Source organism: Vibrio sp. QJM3NY_35, from assembly GCF_057785915.1.
Genome location: NZ_CM173507.1, coordinates 609308 through 633553 on the forward strand (window position 1 = coordinate 609308; position 24246 = coordinate 633553).

Consider the following 24246-nt stretch of genomic DNA (forward strand, 5'->3'; position numbering starts at 1 on the left):
GCATGCTCAGTCAACTAAGGGAAATAGTTGAACACGTATCAAGAGTTGAAGATGTGTCGACGGCTCTTGATATTTTGGTTAAAGAGACATGCAGTGCGATGCAGACGGAATGTTGCACCGTGTATTTGGCAAATAATGATATGCAGCGCCTTGAGTTGATGGCAACTCAAGGCCTGATTTTCAAAGGCAATAGCATTCACATTGGTTTTGACGAAGGTCTGGTTGGCCTTGTTAAAAGAAATGCTGAACCTATCAACCTTGCACAAGCGTCTGCTCACCCTGCTTATAAGTTTTTTCCAGAGCTTGGAGAAAACGTCTATCACTCTTTTCTCGGTACTCCGATTATCCACCGCAAGCAAGTGCTCGGTGTATTGGTCATTCAACAGAAGACCCCGCGTTTATTCAGTGAGATGGAAGAATCCTTCCTTGTCACGCTCTCTGCACAACTTGCCGTTATTGTGGCGCACGCCCAAACTCAAGGCCATTGGCTGTTAGAGCAACAGAAGCTACCTGCGACTAAAGGTATTGCAGCTTCGTCGGGCGTGGCGATTGGTGATTTATGGTGGGACAACACTCAGCCTGAACTCACCGATGTTTATCCTGCTTCGACGCTCAATGTAGAGAGAGAGCATGAGTTGTTGGCGGTAGCGGTTGAAAACGCCCTCAATGACTTTAAGCGTATGCGAAAGCGCTTAGATAGCGAAATCAATAAAGACGCGTTGGCGATCTTTGACCTGTTTACTCACTTACTCAACGATCCAATGTTGCGTAAGGATCTAAAAAGCCAAATCCAGAAAGGCGATAAAGCCGATTGGGCATTAAGACAGGTTGTTGAGAGCTATTCGAACCGCTTTGCTCGTATGTCGGACGTGTATCTTCGTGAGAGAGCACAAGACATCCGAGAGCTCGGACAAAGGCTGCTCTATTTCCTCCACAACTCTGAACATGAACTTCGCACGTTAGATAAGCCGATTATTCTAGTGGTTCGTGAGTTAACCGCTTCGGTATTAGCGTCTATTCCCAAAGAAAAGCTCTTGGCGGTTATTTCTTTGGAAGGGGCAGCGAACTCGCACGCAGCGATTTTATCTCGAGCGCTTGGCATACCTTCAGTCATGGGGGTAAATCTTAACTTAGCTCAAGCTAATGGTAAGCGAGCGATTGTTGATGGGTATAGCGGTGAGATCTTTATTGAGCCGACTAAAAGCCTACTCAAAGAGTATCGAGGGCTGATTCTAGAAGAGAGTGAGCTCTCATCTATGGTCAATCGCGAGCTGTACCTTCCGGCAAAAACCCAAGACGACAAGCAAGTCGAGATCCTGCTTAATGCGGGCTTGAGTGCAGACACTAACATCGCTATCAACCAAGGCGTTGATGGCGTAGGGCTGTATCGAACTGAAATTTCTTTCTTGTTGCAGCAAAGATTCCCGTCAGAGGACGAACAATTCAAGCAGTATCGTTCTGTGCTGGCAAGCTATCCAGAGAAACAAGTGGTGATGCGTACACTCGATATCGGTGGTGATAAGGCCTTACCTTATTTTCCTATCGAAGAGGACAATCCATTCCTTGGTTGGCGTGGTATTCGTTTTACGCTCGATCATCCAGACATCTTTATTATTCAGTTACGTGCCATGCTACGTGCGAGTTGTGAAAGCCATAACTTGAGTATTTTGCTGCCGATGATCTCTGGTGCTCAGGAATTGGATGACGCGCTACAGCTGATTGAACAAGCGTATGACGAAGTGCATGAGCTTGATAACCGAGTGCGTATGCCTCGCGTTGGTATCATGATTGAAGTGCCATCCATGCTGTACATACTGCCGCTGATTGCGGATAAGGTCGACTTCGTTTCAGTGGGTACCAACGATTTAACCCAATATTTATTAGCGGTTGATCGGAACAATTCACGAGTATCCGATGTCTATGAATCCATGCACCCTGCAGTGATCATGGCATTAAAACAAATTCATGATACTTGTAAGCAATATCAATTACCTGTGTGTATTTGTGGCGAGTTAGCCGGTGACCCGATGGGCGCGCTGCTATTGATTGGATTGGGGTATGAGACGTTAAGTATGAATACCTCGAATGTCGCAAGAACCAAATATTTGATTCGTCAATCGAACTTGGCTGAATTACAGGATTTGGCAAATAAGGCACTTTCAAAACCGTATGGTAGTGACATCTATAGTATGATGCTGAACTATTTCGAAGAGCGTGAATTTACAGGCTTCATTCGAGCAGGTAAAAAATAGGATTGAACGTGTCATATGAACTGATAGGCTTGTTAGCAGGCCTTGGTGCTATTGTTGGTGTTTTAGCTGGCTTGCTAGGCATTGGTGGTGGTTTGCTGGTGGTTCCTGCCTTACTGTTTTTGCTTCCTAAAGCGGGTATCCCTCAAGAGTTTGCGATGCAAATGGCATTGGCTACCTCGTTATCAACCATCATAGTTACGTCAGGATCATCTGCGATTAACCATCTAAAGTTGGGTAACGTAGAGATATTTGTCGTTAAATGGTTGATGCCAGGTGTCGTGATAGGTGGCTTCCTCGGTTCTTTCGTGGCCGATGTAATCCCAGCTCAATACTTACCAAAAGTCTTTGGTGTGATTGTTTTGGTATTGGCGTTGCAAATGCTGCTGTCGATTCGCTCTAAGAGCCAAAAGTCGATGCCAGGTTCAGCTAAAACCGTGTTGTGCGGTGGCGGTATTGGTTTAGTATCAAGTTTAGCGGGCATTGGCGGTGGGTCTTTATCGGTACCTTTCCTTAATCATCACGGTGTGGAAATGCGTAAAGCCGTCGGCTCATCTTCGGTATGCGGTTGTGTTATCGCGATTTCGGGAATGCTAGGTTTCATTTGGCATGGATCTTCTGTCGATGATCTTCCTGCGTATAGCTTGGGTTATGTTTATCTGCCGGCTTTGATCGCGATATCTTGTACCTCAGTTTTGACCACTCGAGTGGGTGCGAAACTGGCCACTCAATTGCCAACCCCAGTGCTGAAGAAATTCTTTGCGGTGTTTTTAATGTTTATAGCAGCCACAATGCTGCTGTAGTGTCTTTTCTGTTAGTCATTGAACTAACCGTTAATCAATTTAGATAGAGAGCCAAGTATGTCTCAGGGTTTTATCGAATTCCCAAATATCGATCCTGTTCTTATTGAACTAGGACCAATCTCAGTTCGTTGGTACGGCCTAATGTACCTTGTCGGCTTTATGTTTGCTCTTTGGTTAGCAAATCGCCGAGCTGATCAACCGGGTAGCGGTTGGACTCGAGAGCAAGTATCAGACTTACTGTTTGCTGGCTTTTTAGGTGTGGTGCTGGGTGGTCGTATTGGCTACGTACTTTTCTACAACTTTGACCTTTTCCTAGCAGACCCACTGTACCTATTTAAGGTATGGACTGGCGGTATGTCTTTCCACGGTGGCTTGCTTGGTGTTATTACTGCCATGTTTTGGTATGCCAAAAAGAACGGTCGAACCTTCTTTGGTGTGGCAGACATGATTGCACCATTGGTGCCATTTGGTTTAGGCATGGGACGCTTAGGTAACTTCATGAACAGCGAGCTTTGGGGCCGTGTGACTGATGTGCCATGGGCGATTGTGTTCCCTAACGGTGGTCCACTTCCTCGTCACCCATCTCAACTTTACGAGATGGCGCTTGAAGGTATTGTGCTGTTCTTCATCTTGAACTGGTTTATCAAAAAGCCGCGTCCTCTTGGTTCTGTATCAGGGTTATTCCTAGCTGGATATGGTACATTCCGCTTCTTAGTTGAATACGTACGTGAACCTGATGCTCACCTAGGTTTGTTCGGTGGGTTTATCTCTATGGGACAAATTTTGTCACTGCCAATGGTTATCATCGGTGTGCTGATGATGGTGTGGGCATACAAGCGTGGTCACTACAAAGACGAATTACCACAACAAACGAAGTAAGGAATTGGTGTGAAACAGTATTTAGATCTCTGTCAGCGTATCGTTGATGACGGTACTTGGATTGAAAATGAACGCACGGGCAAGCGCTGCCTAACCGTGATCAATGCTGACCTTGAATATGATGTTGGTAATAACCAATTCCCACTGGTAACAACGCGTAAAAGCTTTTGGAAAGCCGCAGTTGCTGAATTGCTTGGCTATATCCGTGGTTACGACAATGCTGAAGATTTTCGTAAGCTAGGGACTAAAACTTGGGATGCGAATTCGAACCTGAACGAAGCATGGCTGAATAATCCTTACCGCAAGGGTGAAGATGACATGGGCCGTGTTTATGGCGTTCAAGGACGTGCATGGGCAAAACCTGATGGCGGTCATATCGACCAACTTAAGAAGATTGTTGATGATCTTACGAACGGTATTGATGACCGTGGCGAGATCTTAAACTTCTATAACCCAGGTGAGTTCCACATGGGTTGTTTGCGTCCGTGTATGTACAGCCATCACTTCTCTCTACTTGGTGATACTCTGTACCTAAACAGCACTCAGCGCTCTTGCGATGTACCACTAGGCCTGAACTTCAACATGGTTCAAGTGTACGTCTTCCTAGCGATCATGGCGCAAATCACGGGCAAGAAAGCTGGCGTGGCTTACCATAAGCTTGTGAATGCTCATATCTACGAAGATCAACTTGCACCTATGCGTGATATCCAGTTAAAGCGTGAGCCGTTAGCTGGCCCAACATTCCATATCAATCCTGAGATTAAGTCTCTAGAAGATTTGGAAACGTGGGTAACGATGGATGACTTCCGGGTTGAAGGTTACGAATGCCACGAAGCGATTAAGTACCCGTTCTCGGTTTAATCTCACTCGCTTTGTTTGATTGAAAGGCTGCCTCTGTGCAGCCTTTTTTGTATCTAAGTTACAGTGACGAGTAATCGAGATTCGAAGAGCAGAGAAATCATATGCTTTATGTTACTCGTATACTCTCAACGCGCATTGGCTCTTTCTCTTCGATACTCGCTTACACGCATCTCGAATCTTTTTTCGATTCATCATTCCCTAGACTGACGAAGGAAGGAGTTGGGAGTCTCTGGGCGTTGTATGTTAGGCAGATCCCCTATCACGCTCAATGGTATGGACTCCCCACCTCAACTGACAGCGTCAGCTAAAGTTACAGGTGCGAACCAAAACAGGAGCCCATACCATGAATAAATCTAACACAATCTCAATTGATTTAGCCAAATCCGTCTTTCAAGTCGCGGTATTTAACCACCATGGCAAGCGTAAGTTGAACCAAGCTATGTCTAAAAAGAAAATGCTAACGGTCATCAGCCAACACCCTGGCGCGACCATTTGCATAGAGGCCTGTGCAGCATCTCATTATTGGGGACGAACGTTTCAAAGCCGTGGTCATACCGTCAAAATGATACCTCCCCAAAAAGTGAAGCCGTATCGCAGTGGTAATAAGAACGATGCTAATGATGCTATCGCGATTTACGAAGCTTCTTTACGCTCCGATATTCATGCTGTACCAGTAAAAACACCTGAGCAGCAAGATATCGCGATGCTGCTGAGTCTAAGACAAAGCTATATAAAACAACGCACAGCAGTAAGTCTACGGATCCGTGGCTATGCAGCGGAATGTGGCATTACCTTCCCACAAGGAGCCAATAAACTGCGAGAAATGCTCCCTCTAGTTATCGAAGATACAGAGAATGAATTAACACCGACAACTCGATTCATTCTCCGGGAATTACATGCTCAATTACTAAGTATTGATGAGCCTATCGAGAGAGTTGAATCGCAACTTATAGACTTTGCAAAGCAAATACCAGCTTGCCAGTTATTGATCACTCTGCGAGGTGTACGTTGGGTGATTGCAAGTGCCATTTTTTCCCGTCTAGGTGACGCTTCGGCCTATAGAAATGGGCGAGGAGCTAGTGCGAGCTTAGGTTTAGTTCCGGCTCATACTGGCAGTGGTGGTAAGAATAAAAACCACGGAATAAGTAAATCAGGTGATAAAACCTTGCGCTCTCTTGTCGTTCATGGAGCAAGAGCGGTGGTAGCAAATATCCGAGATAAAGAAGATCGCTTAAGTTGTTGGATACGAAACTTGTTAGAAAGAAAGTCGTTTAACCAAGTAGTTGTCGCCCTTGCGAACAAAACGATCAGAATGGCTTGTGCCATGCTGAAAAGCAATCAATCTTATAATGAGACGTTAATCGCTTAACAGTTGATTTTATAAGGTTAAGGGAGACATCAATCCCCCCATGTAAGCAAGTAAATTATGATAAAGAGTAAGCATAGCAAGCAAAAGAAACTCTGAGAGGAACGAAGGTGATAATACACCACACGCTCGATAAGAACTTTTGCTGAGTGGATTAAGCCATAGAGGTTCGGGGTAGCTCCCCATAAAGAAACCGAATATACGTGCACTTGCGTACCTTTACTCGTTTCCTTGCAATACTAGGGGAGTCCATATACGTTCCTCGCTGTAGGGAATGACGGATTTTTAGATGCGAGTAAACGGGATTCGAGGGGCGAAGAGCGTTTTTAGATTTGAGTCAGTAAGATACGATATATAGAAACGCAGCTAATGAGAGGGAGTCGATTTTCGTTACTCGTTTACCCGAATCTCGTATCTGCTTTTGCTCTCGTTACTCGCATCCCGTATCTGCAGTACAAAAAAAGAAAAAGCCCGCAACCTAGGAGGTTGCGGGCTTTACTATAAGCGATGTTTATTTTGCTATTAAGCGGTAAGAGCTAACACGCTACCAGGCAGTACAAGGAATACCGCAACAAGGTAACCAGCCACTACAGCTTTGTTCTTCACAGCCATGTCTGAAATCATGTCTGCCGCTTTAACTGGAAGTTCACGTAGGAACGGGATACCGAAGATGAATACCGTTGACATGATGTTGAACACCAAGTGTACTAGAGCAATTTGTAGTGCGAATACTGCGAACTCACCAGACACTGCTGTAGCTGCAAGTAGAGCCGTAATACATGTACCGATGTTTGCACCCAGAGTGAATGGGTAAACGTCACGTACTTTAAGAACACCTGAACCTACTAGTGGAACCATCAAGCTTGTTGTCGTAGAAGAAGACTGAACAAGGATAGTCACGATAGAGCCAGAAGCGATACCGTGGATTGGACCACGACCGATTGCGTTCTTTAGAATTTCACGAGCACGACCAACCATTAGGCTCTTCATCAGCTTACCCATTACAGTAATAGCTACGAAGATAGTTGCGATACCTAGAGCGATAAGCATGATGCCGCCAACAGTGTCGCCAAACGTTGATAGTGGTTCTTTAATCGCACTTACAACAGGCTTAGTGATTGGCTTGATGAAGTTAAGACCACCCATGCTCATATCACCTGTTGCTAGCATCGGTGATACTAACCAGTGAGAAATTTTCTCTAGAATACCAAACGCCATCTCTAGTGGTAGGAAGATAGCAACGGCTAATAGGTTAAAGAAGTCGTGGATTGTCGCACTTGCGAATGCACGTTTGAACTCTTCTTTACAACGAACGTGACCAAGGCTAACTAGCGTATTGGTTACCGTAGTACCAATGTTAGCACCCATGATCATAGGAATTGCTAGCTCAACAGGTAAACCACCTGCCACAAGGCCAACGATAATTGAAGTAACTGTACTTGATGATTGAATAAGCGCTGTTGCTACTAAACCAATCATTAAGCCTGCAACTGGGTGTGAAGCAAATTCGAAAAGAACTTTTGCTTGCTCGCCTGTTGCCCATTTGAAGCCTGTACCAACCATTGAAACTGAAAGTAATAGTAGGTAAAGCATGAATGCCAAGTTAGCCCAGCGTAGCCAACGAGTAGTGCTCGAGATAGGCGCTGCTGCAGTAGTAGCTTGGTTCATAATGTTTTCTCCATTGGACCGTTTAAGTCTGTGTTTGGTCTGTTTGTTTAATCTGAGCGTGATGTTAGAGGGGAAATATTTCAGTAATATTACATTTTGGTTTAGGTGCGACTTTTTTGTGATGATTTACTCTTTAAATATTCCCATTGCTAATGTGGTTGTTTTAAGTTGTTGTTTTTAATTGCTTTTTAATGGAAATATCTATAGGTGATATAGATCTTAAAAGTTAGAAAAAAATTGAAAATAATCGCTGAAATATTACATTATGAAATTAGACACTTCGAAAAAATAAGCGATAAAGTCATGTTTGGTTAGGTTTTTCCGAGTTTGTTGAGTGGCGGTGTCATATTTGATATAAAAGGGTATCTACTCTTTTATTACGGCACATCTATGTCGCATCTCAACTACAACCATCTGTATTACTTCTGGATGGTTTGCAAGCAAGGCTCTGTTACTAAAGCTGCAGAAGCCCTATTCCTAACACCACAAACGGTAACGGGGCAGATAAAAGCCTTAGAAGAGCGCATGGATGGCAAGTTGACCAAGCGTAATGGCCGCAGTGTTGAGCCTACAGAACTTGGGCAGCTGGTCTTCAAATATGCCGATCGTATGTTTGGCCTGAGTTACGAGATGCTGGATATCGTGAATTACAGCCAGCACTCCAATATTCTGTTTGATGTTGGCGTCGCGGATGCGCTCTCTAAAAGACTCGTCAGTAAGATACTGATGTCGACCATTCCTCCAGATAACAGCATTCATTTACGCTGTTTTGAATCGACCCATGAAATGCTACTTGAGCAACTCTCTCAACATAAGCTCGATATGATTTTGTCTGACTGTCCGGTGGACTCTAGTCAAAGCCCGGGCCTGTTCAGTAAAAAGCTGGGTGAGAGTGGAATGAGCTTTTTCAGTTCAGGTCAGGTTGAAGGTGTTAATTTCCCTGCTGTATTGGAGCAAAGAAAGCTTTTGATCCCTGGCAGCCGAACCTCAATGGGGCGTAAAGTGCTGCAATGGTTTGATAGACAAGGACTTAAGCCTGATATTTTAGGTGAGTTTGATGATGCCGCATTGATGAAGGCTTTTGCTCGTTATCATCATGACGCAATATTTTTAGCACCGACGCTTTATATGTCTGAAGTGGAAGACGACACATCACTGCAACTATTAGGTGGTATTGAAGAGTTAAAAGAGGAGTACTACGTCATATTTGCTGAGAGGATGATCCAACATCCAGCAGTAAAAAACGTATGTGACGCAGATTTTAGCAAATTGTTCGAATGAGTTAGTTTGTTAATGAATTGATATCGATTATCATAGCTTCACCATATGCCGGAAATACTGATAGCCCGTAGTTGGCGTAAAGGTTGTAGGGATCCAAACTATGAACTTAAAAGAGATGGAGAAGAACTCAGCACAAGCTGTGATTCTACTTAAAGCCATGGCTAACGAGCGTCGCTTACAGATTTTGTGCCTATTACATGGTACTGAACTGTCGGTTGGGGAGCTGTGTGGCAAGTTGGAACTGAGTCAGTCTGCTTTATCTCAACATCTTGCTTGGTTGAGAAGAGATGGTTTGGTCGAAACTCGCAAAGAAGCTCAAACTGTGTATTACACATTGAGTAGTGAAGAAGTAAAAGCGATGATTAACCTACTGCATGGTATTTACTGCAAGTAGCTTATTGCTGGTGGGAGGGGGATTTCTTATCAGCGATAGAATGACACAAGGAAGTGTTAGTATTTCACATTGAACGTTAATGTTTATCTACCTATCTACCTATCTACCTATCTACGTACTAATTTGCTTCTCTATTTATTTTCCTGATTGTTTGTTTTATCTATCGGCTTAACAGTCTATCGGTAAGCAAAACGGCTGTTAGCACGTAAAATAAAAGCGTTACTCAAAATTTAGATATAAAAAAACCGGCCTAGGCCGGTTTTTTTCGTTTTGCGTTGTAATCAAATTTCTATTAAAGAGCTTTGATTGCAGCAGCGAAACGAGACTTATGACGTGCAGCTTTATTCTTATGAATAAGGCCTTTAGTCGCCATACGGTCAAGAAGTGGTGTAACTTCTACAAGAGCAGCAGTTGCAGCTTCTTTATCACCAGCTGCGATAGCTGCGATAGTCTTTTTCATGTAAGTGCGCATCATAGAACGACGGCTAGCATTGTGCTGGCGACGTTTCTCAGCTTGGATAGCGCGCTTCTTAGCAGATTTACTGTTTGCCAAGGGTCTAACTCCCAAAAACTTAGTTCGGTGACAATTTAAGGGCGAGGACTATCCCTCATTAGCGCTTAATTGTCAAATGATTTGTGCAAAAACCAATCGTAGCCAAACAAACTTTGGTATGGAAAGGTCATCGCGGTTAAGATGGCGGGGATTCTAACAGCATTTTTAGACCAATGCTAATAAATATGCTTTTTAGGACAGGATAGTATTTATCCTCGCTTGAAAGTAATCAACCAGTGTCAGAGGTTTCTGTGAGTAAACGACTATTAAAGTCAGGCCTGATTGTCAGCGCAATGACTTTTGTTTCCCGTGTATTGGGGCTAGTACGTGATGTAGTAGTAGCAAATTTGATGGGGGCAGGAGCGAGTGCCGACGTATTTTTCTTCGCTAATAAAATTCCGAATTTCTTACGTCGACTTTTTGCAGAAGGTGCGTTTTCTCAAGCGTTTGTTCCTGTATTAACGGAATATCACGCCGCAGGTGATAAAGATAAGACACGAGATTTAATTGCTAAGGTGTCGGGGACGCTCGGGGTTTTAGTTTCTATTGTCACCGTCATCGGGGTATTGGGCTCTGGCGTGATCACCGCGATGTTTGGTGCGGGTTGGTTTATCGACTGGCTAAATGATGGCCCATCAGCACCCAAATTTGAGCTAGCGAGCTTTATGCTCAAGATTACCTTTCCTTATTTATGGTTTATCACCTTCGTCGCTTTATCTGGTGCCATTCTTAATACATTAGGTAAATTTGCGGTCTCTTCTTTTACTCCTGTGTTCTTGAACGTGATGATCATAGGCGCTGCATGGTTTATCTCACCTAATTTAGAACAACCAGAAATTGGTTTGGCTATTGGTGTGTTTCTTGGTGGCTTAGTCCAATTCCTTTTCCAAATGCCTTTCTTGATCAAAGCGGGTGTGTTGGTTAAGCCGAAGTGGGGATGGAGAGACCCGGGTGTGGTTAAGATCCGCACATTAATGATCCCTGCTCTGTTCGGTGTATCGGTCAGCCAAATCAACTTATTGTTTGATACCTTTATTGCCAGCTTCCTCGCAACAGGCTCTATCAGTTGGTTGTACTACTCAGACCGACTGCTTGAATTTCCTCTCGGTTTATTCGGTATCGCGATTGCGACTGTGATTCTTCCTGCTTTGTCTCGTAAACACGTAGATGCTCAAGGGGAAGGGTTCGCGCATACCATGGATTGGGGCGTGCGCATGGTGTTGCTGCTTGGTATTCCTGCGATGTTAGGTCTTATCGTTTTAGCTAAACCCATGTTGATGGTGCTATTTATGCGTGGTGAGTTCTCTCCACACGATGTACAGCAAGCATCGATGTCATTGGTAGCTTACGCATCAGGCTTGCTTAATTTCATGCTGATTAAAGTTTTAGCTCCCGGCTATTACTCTCGCCAAGATACCAAAACACCGGTTAAGTACGGGATTATCGCTATGGTGACCAATATGGTGTTTAACGCGATCTTTGCTTATTTCTATGGTTATGTGGGTTTGGCGATTGCGACGGCACTGTCTGCCTTTGTGAATATGGCATTGTTATATCGTGGATTACACCTTGCGGGTGTCTATCAATTAACTAAGACAACCTTGTTGTTTAGTGCCAAATTGATTATCTCAGGTGTGGTGATGGTAGCGGCTATTTTATGGCAGCTGGATAATATGCAACATTGGCTTGAATGGAGCTTCAGCCAGAGAGCGCTGACATTAACAGGCTTGATTGGACTTGGTGGCTTTGTTTATATTGTTTCGGTACTGATTTTAGGTATCCGAGTAAAACATTTAAAAGCAGCGACAGATTAATACTGATTAGTATATAATCCGTCGGTTTCACACAATAAATGATGCAAATAACAGGTTTTAGCTGATCATAATGGAACTGATCCGAGGTATACACAATATTAAAGCGCAGCATCATGGCTGTGTATTAACCATAGGTAACTTCGATGGTGTTCATTTAGGACATCAAGAGGTTCTGAGTCAGGTTTCTAAACAAGCTGCAGCATTAGGACTACCTTCTGTTGTTATGACGTTTGAGCCGCAGCCTATGGAGCTGTTTGCCCGAGATAAAGCGCCAGCACGTTTAACTCGCTTACGAGATAAATACGTGCAACTGAGCAAGCTAGATATCAGTCGCTTATTGTGCGTTAATTTTAATCAGTATTTTGCAAGTTTATCCGCGGAAGCATTCATTAAGGATCTTTTGGTTGATAAGCTTGGTGTGAAGTTCTTGGTGGTTGGTGACGATTTTTGCTTTGGTAAAGGTCGCACTGGCAATTTCGCTATGCTCAAAGAGGCGGGCGAGAAGTACGGTTTTGAGGTGGTAAGCACCCAAAGCTATTGCTTAAACCAATTACGAGTAAGCAGTACTGAGATACGAAATGCATTAGCAGTCGATGACTTGGCTGCAAGTGCTACCATGTTAGGACGTGATTACAGTATTAGTGGTCGAGTGTCCCATGGTCGAAAACTAGGGAGAACTATCGGTTTCCCTACCGCTAATATTCCATTAAAGCGTTGTGTTTCTCCTGTATCGGGAGTGTATGTTGTTGAAGCTTTGGATATCGACGGTGTTCCTGTCGGTGGCGTTGCTAATATTGGACAACGACCAACAGTTAATGGGGTAAGGCAGCAATTAGAAGTGCATTTTTTTGACTTTAAAGCCAATTTATATGGTAAACAGTTAGAAGTACGACTTTTGCACAAACTGCGCGACGAGATAAAATTTGAATCGTTCGACGCACTAAAGAATCAAATAGAATTGGATGCTGAAGCCGCAAGGGTGTGGCTGCTTCAGCTAAAGAATTAATCGGATGATTCCACCGATTAACATAATGTCTAACTTCGCCCAATATAACGGAATTAAGAATCGATGAGTGATTATAAAGATACCCTGAACTTACCAGAAACAGGGTTCCCAATGCGCGGCAATCTGGCAAATCGTGAGCCAGAAATGCTGAAGCGTTGGTACAAAGAAGATCTTTACGGCGAAATCCGTAAGGCAAAGAAAGGTAAAAAATCTTTCGTACTGCATGATGGCCCTCCATACGCGAACGGCGACATTCACATTGGCCACGCGCTGAATAAGATTCTTAAAGACATTATTATCAAATCTAAGACCCTTTCTGGTTTTGATGCACCGTACATCCCTGGTTGGGACTGTCACGGTCTTCCAATCGAGCTAATGGTTGAGAAGAAGAAAGGTAAGCCTGGTCAGAAGATTTCGGCTGCTGAATTCCGCGAAGAGTGTCGTAAGTACGCTGCGGGTCAAGTTGAAGGTCAGAAAGAGAGCTTCAAACGTCTTGGCATCATGGGCGAGTGGGACAAACCTTACCGCACTATGGATTTCGGCACTGAAGCGAACATCATTCGTTCTCTTGGCAAAATCGCAGATAAAGGTCACCTTCTTAAAGGTTTCAAGCCAGTTCACTGGTGTACTGACTGTGGTTCTGCTCTGGCTGAAGCTGAAGTTGAATACAAAGATAAAGTTTCTCCATCTATCGATGTGAAATTTACAGCAGCTGACGAAGCGGCGCTTCTAGAGAAATTCACTCTAGCTGAAGGTCACGCTGGTCAAGGCGAAATTTCTATCGTTATCTGGACGACAACACCATGGACTCTGCCAGCTAACCGCGCAGTATGTCTACGTGATGATCTTGAATACGTGCTTATCCAAGTTGAAGCGAATGGCGACCAGCCTGCTCAACGTATCGTTGTTGCTTCTGAACTAGCAAAAGACGTAATGGATCGTGCAGGTATCGAGCACTTCCACAACCTTGGTTTTGCTACAGGTGCAGATCTTGAGCTTTCTCAGTTCAACCACCCGTTCTACGACTTTACTGTTCCTGCTGTTCTTGGTGACCACGTTACAACGGATTCAGGTACTGGTGTGGTTCACACTGCGCCTGGCCACGGTCAAGAGGATTTCGTGGTTGGTAAAAAGTACAACCTAGAAATAGCTAACCCAGTTGGTTCAAACGGCGTTTACCTGCCAGATACTGAGCTATTTGCCGGTCAGCACGTATTCAAAGCGAACGACTCTGTTTTAGAAGTTCTAAAAGAGAAAGGTGCACTTCTACATCACCACGCTTACGAGCACAGCTACCCACACTGTTGGAGACACAAAACTCCAATCATCTTCCGCGCAACACCACAATGGTTCATCTCTATGGATCAAGCTGGCCTACGTGCTAAAGCACTAGAGTCAATCAAGAGTGTTGAGTGGTTGCCTGAATGGGGTCAAAGCCGTATCGAAGGCATGGTTGAAGGTCGCCCTGAGTGGTGTATTTCTCGTCAACGTACTTGGGGTGTGCCAATTGCTCTGTTCGTTCATAAAGAAACAGCAGAACTTCACCCAGAAAGCCCTGCACTTATTGCAAAAGTAGCGAAGCTAGTTGAAGAGAAAGGCATTCAAGCTTGGTGGGATGTAGACGCTGCTGAACTTATGGGCGCAGAAGACGCTGATAAGTACGAAAAAGTAATGGATACGCTAGACGTATGGTTCGACTCAGGTGTTACGCACTTCTCTGTTGTTGATTCTCGTGAAGAGTACAACTTCCCGAACGAAGAGCGTACTCACAGTGCTGATCTTTACCTTGAAGGTTCAGACCAACACCGTGGCTGGTTCCAGTCTTCTCTAATTTCATCTATCGCGATGAAAGACGAAGCACCGTACAAGCAAGTACTAACACACGGTTTCGTGGTTGATGGTAACGGCCGTAAGATGTCTAAATCTATCGGTAACGTTGTTGCTCCTAAAGACGTAACTAACAAGCTAGGTGCAGATATCCTGCGTCTATGGGTTGCTTCTACAGACTACACGGGTGAAGTTGCGGTTTCTGATGAAATCCTGAAGCGTTCAGCGGATGCTTACCGTCGTATTCGTAACACAGCGCGTTTCTTCCTAGCGAACTTGAACGGTTTCAACCCTGAAACTGACTTAGTTCCTGCTGAAGAGATGGTTGCACTTGATCGCTGGGCTGTTGGCCGTGCTCAAGCTGCACAAGAAGAGATTGTTAAAGCATACGGCGAGTACAACACTCACGGTGTGACTCAACGTCTAATGCAGTTCTGTTCTATCGAAATGGGTTCTTTCTACCTAGACGTAATTAAAGACCGTCAGTACACAGCAAAACAGGGCAGCCATGCTCAACGTAGCTGTCAAACGGCGCTTTACTACATCGTAGAAGCTCTAGTTCGTTGGATGGCACCTATCATGTCGTTCACTGCAGATGAAATCTGGAACGAGATGCCAAGCTCTTTACCAACTGGAGAGCAGCGCGACACGTTCGTATTCACAGGTGAGTGGTTCGAAGGTCTATTTGGTCTTGCCGAAGGCGAAGAGCTAAGCAACGAATTCTGGACTGAGATCCAGTCTGTTCGTGGTGCAGTGAACAAGCTTCTTGAAGATGCTCGTAAAGAGAAAACGATCGGTGGTGCACTGCAAGCTGAAGTTACTCTATACGCTGACGATGCACTAGCGGCTAAAATCAATAAGCTAGAAGATGAGCTACGTTTCGTACTTATCACTTCTGCAGCTGTTGTTAAGCCACTGAGCGAGAAGTCTGATGCAGCGCAAGCGACAGACGTTGCTGGTCTATTCGTTGAAGTTGCGGCTACTGAAGCTGAGAAGTGTGACCGTTGCTGGCACCACACTCCAGATGTAGGCACTATCGAAGGTCACGAGAAAGTTTGTGGTCGTTGTGTGTCGAACATCGACGGTGAAGGCGAAGTGCGCAAGTTCGCATAACGACTCAGAGAAAGACTGAACTTTTTGTAAAAATCATAGCCCCAGTATCAACTGGGGTTATTTTTAGTTATAGGAAATGTGTTTAACCAAGTTGGTAATCAAGGTCACTTAAAGTGACTAACAATGAATACCAACTTCGTAAATACTAGGAATAGAAATGAGTGAAGTTTCGTTAAAACAATCTGGTGTACGTTGGTTATGGCTGGCTCTATTGGTCTTCTTGGCTGATATCGGCATTAAACTCTTTGTCATGGACAACATGGGTTATGGTTGGGCAAACCGTATTGAGGTGCTGCCATTCTTTAACTTTCTGTACGTGCATAACTACGGTGCAGCGTTTAGCTTCTTGAGTGATCAAAGTGGTTGGCAGCGTTGGTTATTTACGGGTATCGCATTTGCGGTAACAGGTATGCTGACGTACTGGATGAGCAAACTACCAGCAACAGAGAAGTGGAATAACATTGCTTATGCGATCATCATTGGTGGCGCGGTAGGTAATGTGTTTGACCGAGTCGTACACGGCTTTGTTGTCGATTACTTAGACTTCTACTGGGGCACTTACCACTGGCCTGCATTTAACTTAGCGGATATGGGAATCTGTATCGGTGCTGCGATGATCATCTTAGATGGTTTCCGTAAGAAAGACGAAAGCAAATAGCTTGCCTCAAAGTCAGTCTATGACTCACAGAATAGAATAGCCCTAAGCGCTGTCGGTTGATTCCGACGGCGCTTTTTTTTATGCTTCAGTCAACAAGGAAGCAAAGCACAGCGCATCCTCAAATAATAAAGAAATCTAAGGAAAGTAACGTGGCAGCAATTAAAAATGATTCAGCAGTAACTCTACATTTTACGATTAAAATGAAGGATGGTTCAGTTGCCGATAGTACGGAAAACATGGGCAAACCAGCAAAGTTCGTCATGGGCGATGGCAGCCTAAGTGAGAACTTTGAAGCGTGCTTACTTGGACTTGAAGCCGGTACTGAAAAGTCTATCGAACTGAAAGCGGAAGACGCGTTTGGTATGCCAAACCCTGATCATATTCACTATATGGATCGTGCTAAGTTTGTTGGCGATTCTGAAGTTGAAGTGGGCACTATCATGGCATTCTCTGGTCCTGACGGTATGGAAATTCCAGGTATTATTACTGAGATCGCAGGTGATTCAGTGACGGTTGATTTTAATCACCCACTCGCTGGTCAAGATGTTACCTTTGACGTCAATATCTTAACGGTAGAATAGCTGTCTTCACGCTAGAATAAGATAGCCTTACAGCTGTGATCTCACCCAGAGCTTCACTGTCTAGACGCTTCACTGTAGAATGCGAACCTCGCTGACGGCGAACTCTATAGAAACAACCTTAGTACCGCGGTAAATGATGAGCAATGAAATGAAAATAATGTTAGCTAACCCTCGTGGCTTTTGTGCCGGTGTCGATCGTGCGATCAGCATCGTAGAGCGTGCACTCGAAATGTATCAGCCACCGATCTATGTTCGCCATGAAGTGGTACACAACCGCTTTGTTGTTGAGGGGCTAAAGCAGCGTGGTGCTATTTTTGTCGAAGAGCTAAGTGAAGTGCCAGACGACAACATCGTAATTTTCTCTGCTCACGGTGTATCTCAAGCCGTTCGTAAAGAAGCAAAAGAGCGCGAACTGACTGTATTTGATGCAACGTGTCCTTTGGTGACTAAAGTTCATATGGAGGTTGCTCGTGCGAGCCGCAAACATATGGAAGTGGTACTGATTGGTCACGCCGGCCATCCTGAAGTGGAAGGCACTATGGGTCAGTACGCGAGCCAAACGGGTGGTATGTACTTGGTTGAAAGAGCAGAGGATGTACAGAACCTCGTGGTGAACGACCCGAGTAACCTGCACTACGTTAGCCAAACGACGCTATCAGTAGATGAAACTGCTGATGTGATTGAAGAGCTACGTCGAGTGTTCCCTGAGATCCAAGGCCCACGCAAAGACGACATCTGCTACGCAACTCAAAACCGTCAAGACGCAGTGCGTGAGATGGCGAATGACGTTGATGTAGTGATTGTGGTTGGTTCTAAGAACTCATCTAACTCAACTCGTCTAAAAGAGCTGGCTGAGAAGCTAGGCACGCCAGGTTATCTAACCGATTGCCCTGAAGACATTCAAACCGAGTGGGTTGAAGGTAAAAAGAAAATCGGTGTAACGGCAGGTGCTTCTGCTCCTGAAGAGTTGGTAAACCAAATTCTAGAGCGTATTCGTGAGCTGGGTGCGACTGACGTTGAAGAGATTCAAGGTCGTGAAGAGAACATGTTCTTTGAAGTACCAAAAGAGCTACAGATTAAGCAAGTCGACTAATCTCTATTGATTGGTGACAAGATCGATGCGTAACACTATCGATTTGCAAACACTATTGATTTGTAAACAGCAGGAAGCCAACGTTGATACGTTGGCTTTTTTGATCGTGCTTTGGAACAAGGCGTCTAACTTCTAACGCGTTATTGGAGACCGAGTTGCTCTTTTAAAGTCTTTAAATAACGACGACTGACAGGCACTTCAAAGCCAGTCAGGGTAATGATCTCTGCTAATCCATTTTCTAGCAGTTTGATCTCTTGGATCGATTTTATGTTGATCAAATATTGGCGATGACAGCGGATCAAATCGGTTTTTTCTTCCAAGATCTTTAGCGTTAACTGTGAGGTCGCGGTTTGCGATGAGCTACGAACATGCACACCACTGATATCGGAATAGGCGCACTCGACCGTTTGGCTTGCCATGATCACAATGCGGTTATGACCGATACACGGGATCTGCTCTAAGTGACAGGGAGCAATCGCTGAGATGTTCTGTTCTGGTGCTTTCTGGTTTTGTTTGATGACCTTATTCAGGCGACAAACGCTCTTGTTTAATCGACAAGGCTCGACTGGCTTAAGCAGGTAATCAAAAGCGTTATCTTCAAAGGCTTGAATCGCATATTGGTCGTAGGCGGTGACGAATACCACGTAAGGCATGGTATCTGGGTCAAGCATGCTTAACAGCTCAATCCCGGTAACCTGCGGCATTTGGATATCCAAATACACGACATCAGGCTTGAGTAGGTTGATCTGTTTCAGTCCTTCGATCGCGTTACTCGCTTGGCCTATGATTTCCACTTCTCCGGTTTCGGTCAGCAGCTCAATCAGCTCTTCGCGAGCAAAAAGTTCATCATCGACAACTAATGCTTTTAACATCCTACAATCTTCATCTTGGTTCTATCCCTGCTTGGTTCACGCTTATCTTTTAAATGTCTGTTTCTAAATGTTTCAACTCGGAGCGATCCGTCCCCGAAAATACCATTATTTGAGTATAGGTATGATAAAGCTCATTCGAGTAAATTGCTGTGGTTGAGATTCTATTTTTAGTGCTGAATCTTGTCCAAAGAAATTAGTGAGTCGTTTATCAACAATTTCCATCCCTAAACCTACATGATCTTGAGATGGCTTCTGATAATTACCTGCATTGTCTTCAACGGTTAACTTGAACCCACCCTCGAAAGCCTCGCTAGAGATCTTCACTTTACCGCCTTCCAACATATTAGATATCCCATGTTTGATGGCGTTTTCTACCAGCGGTTGCAGGGTAAAGCTCGGCAATTGTGACTCATAAAGTTGCGGGTCGATATCCCATTCCACTTCTAGTCGATCGGTAAAGCGTGCTTTCTCTATGGTCAGGTAAGCGTTGACGTGTGCCAGTTCGTCTTTGAGTTTCACGGTGTTGATGTTCTGCTTTAGGTTGCTTCTAAAGAAGTGAGATAGGTGCTGAATCAACTCTCGAGCTTTATCTGGGTCACGACGTGTTACTGCGCTGATGGTGTTAAGCGCATTGAACAAGAAGTGTGGATTCACTTGAGCGTGCAGCAATTTGATTTCCGCTTGTGTCAGTAGTGTTTGCTGCTGCTGATAGTTGCTAAATAGGATCTGGCTCGATAATAGCTGAGCGATACCTTCACCCATCGACATGTTGATGGTCGAGAATAGTTTGAGCTTTGGCTCATACAGTTTGATGGTTCCGACCACTTCGTTACCCGCGCGGAGTGGAATAATCAACGCAGATCCCAGTTTACAATCCTGCGACAGGGAGCATTGGTATGGGTTCTCTTTACCATCGAGGTAAATGATGTCGTTCTGTTCCATTGCTGTGAGTGTGCTTTGCGATGAAATCAGGGTGTTTGGGATATGGTGCTCATCGCCAATGCCGACGAACGCGAGAATTTTTTCTCGGTCAGTGATTGCCACTGCGCCTACGTTGGTCTCTTCATAAACGATACGTACGATTTTTTGTGCGTTATCAGAATTGAACCCACCATGCAAAATACCCACCGAACGTTCGGCAATAGTTAATGCGCGGCGTGAGAAGGTAGCTGAGTACTTTTCGAAGATGGTTTTACGGTCTTGGATGATACTCATGAACAGCGCAGCGCCGACTGAATTGGCAATGATCATCGGGGCTGCAATGTCAGAAACTAGCGCATAAGACTGTTCAAACGGTTTGGCCACCGCAAGTAGAATCAGCATTTGAATGATCTCTGCAAATAGGGTCACAGAGAACACGACTAAGGGATTAAACAGTTGGCTGGCTTTGTTCTTTCTGACTAAGTAAACGTGCAATAGGCCACCAATCAAGCCTTCTGCTGTGGTGGAAATAGCACAAGCCAAATCTGTGAAACCACCTAATGAGTAACGATGAATCCCGCCAGTAAAGCCCACCGCAAAGCCAACGACAGGGCCGCCAAACAGACCCCCCATTACAGCACCCATTGCACGAGTGTTGGCTATCGCGTCATTAATCTGCAGGCCGAAATAGGTGCCCATAATACAGAATAGGGAAAACAGAACATAACAGCTGACTTTATGACTTAAGCGTGAAGAGATACTCAATAAAGGGAGAATCAACGGGGTTTTACTTAGCATGTAAGCGATCACTAAGTAGACACAGGTTTGTTGCAGCAGAGAGAGAATGAGTTCCATATTTTCACCTATTGAGACGCTTGTTAAGTGTAAAGCTCATTGCTTGGTAACGGTAGCTTTGCTTGTGTTTTCGTCGCTTATATCGCGCGGTGATTGCTTTTTAAGTCCGAGATGTAGTAAAGCCCATCACGGTGGACGGGCTTTAGTCTTAATTTCCACGAATCACTGGGTGATTTCGGGAGCAAGCGAAGTTGTGTTTGGCGTTCTTGTCTTTCTATGAAGACTGTTGTTTATTCAAGATCTAAGCGGCTTTGGTTACGCCTTTCGCTTCTTTTTCTTCATCTGCAAGGTCAGTTTCGCCTTTGCCTTTAGAAATCTTAATCACGTAAGCTGCAACGCCTAGCGCACTAATCACACCAACGATAGTCGAGATTTGCATTGGTAGACCGAAGCCCAGTTGGCTGTTGTTCAGGATGAATGTGATACACACAGACGTCATGAAGATAGCTGGAACCGTTGTTACCCAGTGCAGTTTGTTGTGGCGAAGTAGGTAAGCTGAAGCCGTCCACAGCATCATTACTGCTGTTGATTGGTTAGCAAAGCCGAAGTAGCGCCAGATGATACCAAAATCTACTTGAGTCAGGATGCCACCAAGAACGAATAGCGGTAAAGCCATCAGTAGGCGGTTACGCAGTGTTTTCTGTTCCATGTTGAAGTATTCAGCAAGGATAAGACGGCTCGAACGGAACGCTGTGTCACCAGAAGTGATAGGTAGGATAACCACGCCAAGGAAAGCAAGGATACCGCCAAATACACCTAGTAGGCCAAATGAAGCGCTGTATACCACGTTACCTGGGCCACCGTTTGCAATTGCGTCTGATAGAGACTCAACTGAACCGAAGAATGAAAGAGCAAGTGCACACCAGATTAGAGCGATGATGCCTTCACCAATCATTGCACCATAGAATACGAAGCGACCGTTCTTCTCGTTTTCCATACAACGCGCCATCAGTGGTGACTGAGTTGCGTGGAAGCCAGAGATTGCACCACAAGCGATAGTGATGAATAGAGCAGGCCAAAGTGGTAGGTCATTCGGGTTCATGTTGGTGAACATGTCTTTCATCTCGAAGCCTCCCATGATTTGGTGCTCGTCAGATAGACCAATCGCAGTGATTAGGCCAACAGACATGAAGATAAGTAGTGCACCGAACAGTGGGTAGAAACGACCAATGATTTTATCGACAGGGACAATCGTTGCGATGATGTAGTAAGCAAAGATGATAACAACCATGGTTGTTGCAGACATCGCGAAATCAGTTTGGTCGTTCACTAGGTTAGTGATCATGCCTGCAGGAGCAGAAACAAATACCACACCAACAAGAAGCAGTAGAACAATGGCAAAGATGTTCATAAAGTGTTTTGCGCCATTGCCTAGGTAACGTCCAGTGATGGTTGGAACCGAAGCACCACCATTACGGATAGATAACATACCTGAGAAGTAGTCGTGTACTGCACCTGCGAAGATACAACCTAGCACGATCCAAAGCATCGCTGCTGGGCCGTAAAGGGCACCCATGATAGGTCCGAAGATTGGACCTACACCTGCAATGTTAAGCAGTTGAACTAGGTAAACCTTTGGTGTCGACATTGGAACGTAGTCCACGCCATCTTGCTTAGTGTGAGCGGGTGTTTGACGCTTTTCATTGATACCGAAAATCTTCTCGATAAAGGCACCGTAAATAAAGTAGCCACCAATGAGTGCTGCAACACAGGTAAGAAACCACATCATAATTTGTTATCCCTGAATGTATTAATTAAGTCAGGGTGTATATTAAAGAAGAGTATGAAAAGAAACTTCCGCTATGAGAGTGAGTGGTCGAATAGTCAATTAAGTGGTGTTATAACTGATTGAGTGGTTTGCTACGTTTGTAGAGCGGTTGGTTATTCGTGTTGAGAAGGCTCTTGCTTCTGGCAAGTGGTGATTTATCAGCTTTAAGCGGTAACCAATAGATATCAGTGGCAGATAACAGACATAAGTGGACATCAGCTAGTGTTCAGCGGAGAATCACCACAAAGGCAACGCTTCGTCAGGAAGTGGCTAGGTAAATATAAAGGACTGAAATGAAAAAAATAATCGCACTATTCGCCGTGGCATTTAGCCTTGCAGGATGCAGCGCCAATGTTCAAGATTTAGCCGCTGAGGGCAATTGGCAAGAGATTGGCTATCGTGATGGCATCAAAGGTCACACTCAGCGTTCGTATTCAGAGATGACTGAGCTTGGCGAAGTCGATCAAGCGAGTTACACAGAAGGTTACCATCTAGGTGTGACTGAATATTGTAATCCGAACCATGCTTATCAGATTGGTTTATCTGGTCAGGTGTATGAAGGCGTGTGCTCTGGTACGGAAGACGCTCAACGTTTCCGCATGGAATGGCAACGTGGCTGGGATGAGTTCTCAAACGACTATTAAGCCCAAGCTAGCGATAAAAAATTAAAACTAAAAAGACCAGTACCGCGTGTGTGCTGGTCTTTTTGTATGTCGTTGAAGTAGCTGTCTAAATGAGAAGCTACAAGCCAAATTAAGATTACTGATTATTCTCGACTGCTTTTCTCAAGAAACCATTTTGCTTATCAAGCTGAGCCTTGGCCAATTCTAAATCTAGCCCGGTTAGAATCATCAAAATAGACAACTTCACATCGTAATCAGTCGTTTTAAGTGTCGAGACTGCCAGCGCTTTGTCGCATTCAGTTGCTTGGATAACGATACGAGCAGCGCGGGCAACCAACTTTTCATTGGTCGCTTTTACGTCGACCATCAGATTTTGGTAGCTCTTACCGATACGAATCATGCTGGCAGTCGTTAGCATATTAAGCACCAGCTTTTGTGCTGTACCTGATTTGAGTCGTGTTGAACCAGTCAATGCTTCTGGGCCAACCACAGGGCTAATTGCGATTTGAGCGATTTCAGCAATTGGAGAATCAGGGTTACAAGACAATGCAACGGTCACCGCGCCAAGCTGATTGGCATAGTTGAGTGCACCAATCACGTAAGGTGTGCGACCACTGGCAGCTATACCCACCACGACATCATTTTCTGAAAATTGAATCGCTTTCAGATCTTCAATACCGAGAGTCAGCGAGTCTTCTGCGCCTTCTTTGGCTTTTAAAATCGCCTCTGGTCCACCTGCAATTAGGCCGATAACCATTTTGTCTGAAACACCGAAAGTCGGTGGGCATTCTGATGCGTCCAACACACCTAATCGACCACTGGTGCCTGCGCCCATATAAATCAGTCGACCACCGTTTTGAAAGGCATGAGCAATTTTATCAACCGCTTTCGCGATCTGCGGCAGTTCCGCTTCAATCGCCAGTGGGACTTGTTTGTCTTGTTGGTTAATCTTTTCAACCACTTCGAGAGAGGTGAGCAGATCAATATCCATAGTATCAGGGTTTCTCCCCTCCGAAACGAGGTGCGAGAGCGCTGATATGAGAGCGTCGTTACTCATAATG

Annotated in this window: 20 protein-coding genes; 14 read left to right on the forward strand and 6 right to left on the reverse strand. The window is 44.7% G+C overall.

Going from position 1 to position 24246, the window contains the following annotated elements:
* The first annotated feature begins 2 nt into the window (after positions 1-2).
* From ptsP to AC3CH3_RS02765, 5 genes are all read left to right on the forward strand, one after another.
* Positions 3-2252: a phosphoenolpyruvate--protein phosphotransferase gene (gene ptsP, locus AC3CH3_RS02745; RefSeq protein ID WP_488537685.1), complete on the forward strand. Its 2250-nt coding sequence runs from the start codon at positions 3-5 to the stop codon at positions 2250-2252.
* Between the two features lie 8 nt (positions 2253-2260).
* Complete coding sequence (locus AC3CH3_RS02750) at positions 2261-3052, forward strand: sulfite exporter TauE/SafE family protein (RefSeq protein ID WP_048606789.1); 792 nt, start codon at positions 2261-2263, stop codon at positions 3050-3052.
* 57 nt (positions 3053-3109) lie between these two features.
* Positions 3110-3931: a prolipoprotein diacylglyceryl transferase gene (gene lgt, locus AC3CH3_RS02755; protein WP_017059338.1), complete on the forward strand. Its 822-nt coding sequence runs from the start codon at positions 3110-3112 to the stop codon at positions 3929-3931.
* Positions 3932-3940: 9 nt separating this feature from the next.
* A complete protein-coding gene (locus tag AC3CH3_RS02760) occupies positions 3941-4792 on the forward strand; it encodes a thymidylate synthase (RefSeq protein ID WP_019820557.1) in 852 nt (283 codons plus the stop codon).
* Between the two features lie 343 nt (positions 4793-5135).
* The gene (locus tag AC3CH3_RS02765) at positions 5136-6161 is read left to right on the forward strand and encodes an IS110 family RNA-guided transposase (RefSeq protein ID WP_488537686.1); all 1026 of its coding nucleotides are present in this window, start codon (positions 5136-5138) and stop codon (positions 6159-6161) included.
* Positions 6162-6680: 519 nt separating this feature from the next.
* On the opposite strand, the gene AC3CH3_RS02770 is transcribed toward AC3CH3_RS02765, so the two are convergent.
* Positions 6681-7826 carry a Na/Pi symporter gene (locus tag AC3CH3_RS02770; RefSeq protein WP_017059340.1) on the reverse strand — a complete coding sequence of 382 codons (1146 nt, stop codon included), beginning with the start codon at positions 7824-7826 and terminating at the stop codon, positions 6681-6683.
* Between the two features lie 390 nt (positions 7827-8216).
* On the opposite strand from AC3CH3_RS02770, the gene nhaR reads away from it, so the two are divergent.
* Both nhaR and AC3CH3_RS02780 read left to right on the forward strand, forming a co-directional pair.
* Positions 8217-9107, forward strand: a complete 891-nt coding sequence (gene nhaR / locus AC3CH3_RS02775) for a transcriptional activator NhaR (protein ID WP_017062869.1) — start codon at positions 8217-8219, stop codon at positions 9105-9107.
* A gap of 100 nt (positions 9108-9207) precedes the next feature.
* Entirely contained in the window at positions 9208-9501 is a 294-nt protein-coding gene (locus AC3CH3_RS02780) for an ArsR/SmtB family transcription factor (protein WP_004735028.1), read from the forward strand.
* Positions 9502-9793: 292 nt separating this feature from the next.
* On the opposite strand, the gene rpsT is transcribed toward AC3CH3_RS02780, so the two are convergent.
* Positions 9794-10054: a 30S ribosomal protein S20 gene (gene rpsT / locus AC3CH3_RS02785; RefSeq protein ID WP_004739529.1), complete on the reverse strand. Its 261-nt coding sequence runs from the start codon at positions 10052-10054 to the stop codon at positions 9794-9796.
* A gap of 251 nt (positions 10055-10305) precedes the next feature.
* On the opposite strand from rpsT, the gene murJ reads away from it, so the two are divergent.
* The 6 genes from murJ (at position 10306) to ispH (ending at position 18146) form a co-directional block, all read left to right on the forward strand.
* A complete protein-coding gene (gene murJ, locus AC3CH3_RS02790) occupies positions 10306-11868 on the forward strand; it encodes a murein biosynthesis integral membrane protein MurJ (RefSeq protein ID WP_032545655.1) in 1563 nt (520 codons plus the stop codon).
* Between the two features lie 70 nt (positions 11869-11938).
* Positions 11939-12874: a bifunctional riboflavin kinase/FAD synthetase gene (gene ribF, locus AC3CH3_RS02795; RefSeq protein WP_017088634.1), complete on the forward strand. Its 936-nt coding sequence runs from the start codon at positions 11939-11941 to the stop codon at positions 12872-12874.
* A 63-nt stretch (positions 12875-12937) separates the two neighbouring features.
* Positions 12938-15814, forward strand: coding sequence for an isoleucine--tRNA ligase (gene ileS / locus AC3CH3_RS02800; protein ID WP_488537687.1), 2877 nt, complete (start codon positions 12938-12940; stop codon positions 15812-15814).
* 157 nt (positions 15815-15971) lie between these two features.
* Positions 15972-16472 carry a signal peptidase II gene (lspA, locus tag AC3CH3_RS02805; protein WP_004739521.1) on the forward strand — a complete coding sequence of 167 codons (501 nt, stop codon included), beginning with the start codon at positions 15972-15974 and terminating at the stop codon, positions 16470-16472.
* Between the two features lie 149 nt (positions 16473-16621).
* Entirely contained in the window at positions 16622-17053 is a 432-nt protein-coding gene (gene fkpB, locus AC3CH3_RS02810) for an FKBP-type peptidyl-prolyl cis-trans isomerase (RefSeq protein ID WP_017062866.1), read from the forward strand.
* 136 nt (positions 17054-17189) lie between these two features.
* Positions 17190-18146 (forward strand): 4-hydroxy-3-methylbut-2-enyl diphosphate reductase, encoded by a 957-nt coding sequence (gene ispH, locus AC3CH3_RS02815; protein ID WP_488538148.1) that lies wholly within the window; start codon positions 17190-17192, stop codon positions 18144-18146.
* 140 nt (positions 18147-18286) lie between these two features.
* On the opposite strand, the gene btsR is transcribed toward ispH, so the two are convergent.
* The 3 genes from btsR to AC3CH3_RS02830 form a co-directional block, all read right to left on the reverse strand.
* The gene (gene btsR, locus AC3CH3_RS02820) at positions 18287-19018 is read right to left on the reverse strand and encodes a two-component system response regulator BtsR (RefSeq protein ID WP_017106772.1); all 732 of its coding nucleotides are present in this window, start codon (positions 19016-19018) and stop codon (positions 18287-18289) included.
* 105 nt (positions 19019-19123) lie between these two features.
* On the reverse strand, positions 19124-20794 hold the full coding sequence (locus tag AC3CH3_RS02825; protein ID WP_488537688.1) for a LytS/YhcK type 5TM receptor domain-containing protein: 1671 nt from the start codon (positions 20792-20794) through the stop codon (positions 19124-19126).
* Between the two features lie 241 nt (positions 20795-21035).
* Positions 21036-22523 carry a carbon starvation CstA family protein gene (locus tag AC3CH3_RS02830; RefSeq protein WP_488537689.1) on the reverse strand — a complete coding sequence of 496 codons (1488 nt, stop codon included), beginning with the start codon at positions 22521-22523 and terminating at the stop codon, positions 21036-21038.
* A gap of 332 nt (positions 22524-22855) precedes the next feature.
* Between AC3CH3_RS02830 and AC3CH3_RS02835 the strand changes: the two genes are divergently transcribed.
* Entirely contained in the window at positions 22856-23206 is a 351-nt protein-coding gene (locus AC3CH3_RS02835) for a DUF2799 domain-containing protein (protein ID WP_488537690.1), read from the forward strand.
* A gap of 115 nt (positions 23207-23321) precedes the next feature.
* Here AC3CH3_RS02835 and murQ read toward each other — a convergent pair whose 3' ends face one another.
* Positions 23322-24242, reverse strand: coding sequence for an N-acetylmuramic acid 6-phosphate etherase (gene murQ, locus AC3CH3_RS02840; protein WP_048658073.1), 921 nt, complete (start codon positions 24240-24242; stop codon positions 23322-23324).
* Between the last annotated feature and the right edge of the window lie 4 nt (positions 24243-24246).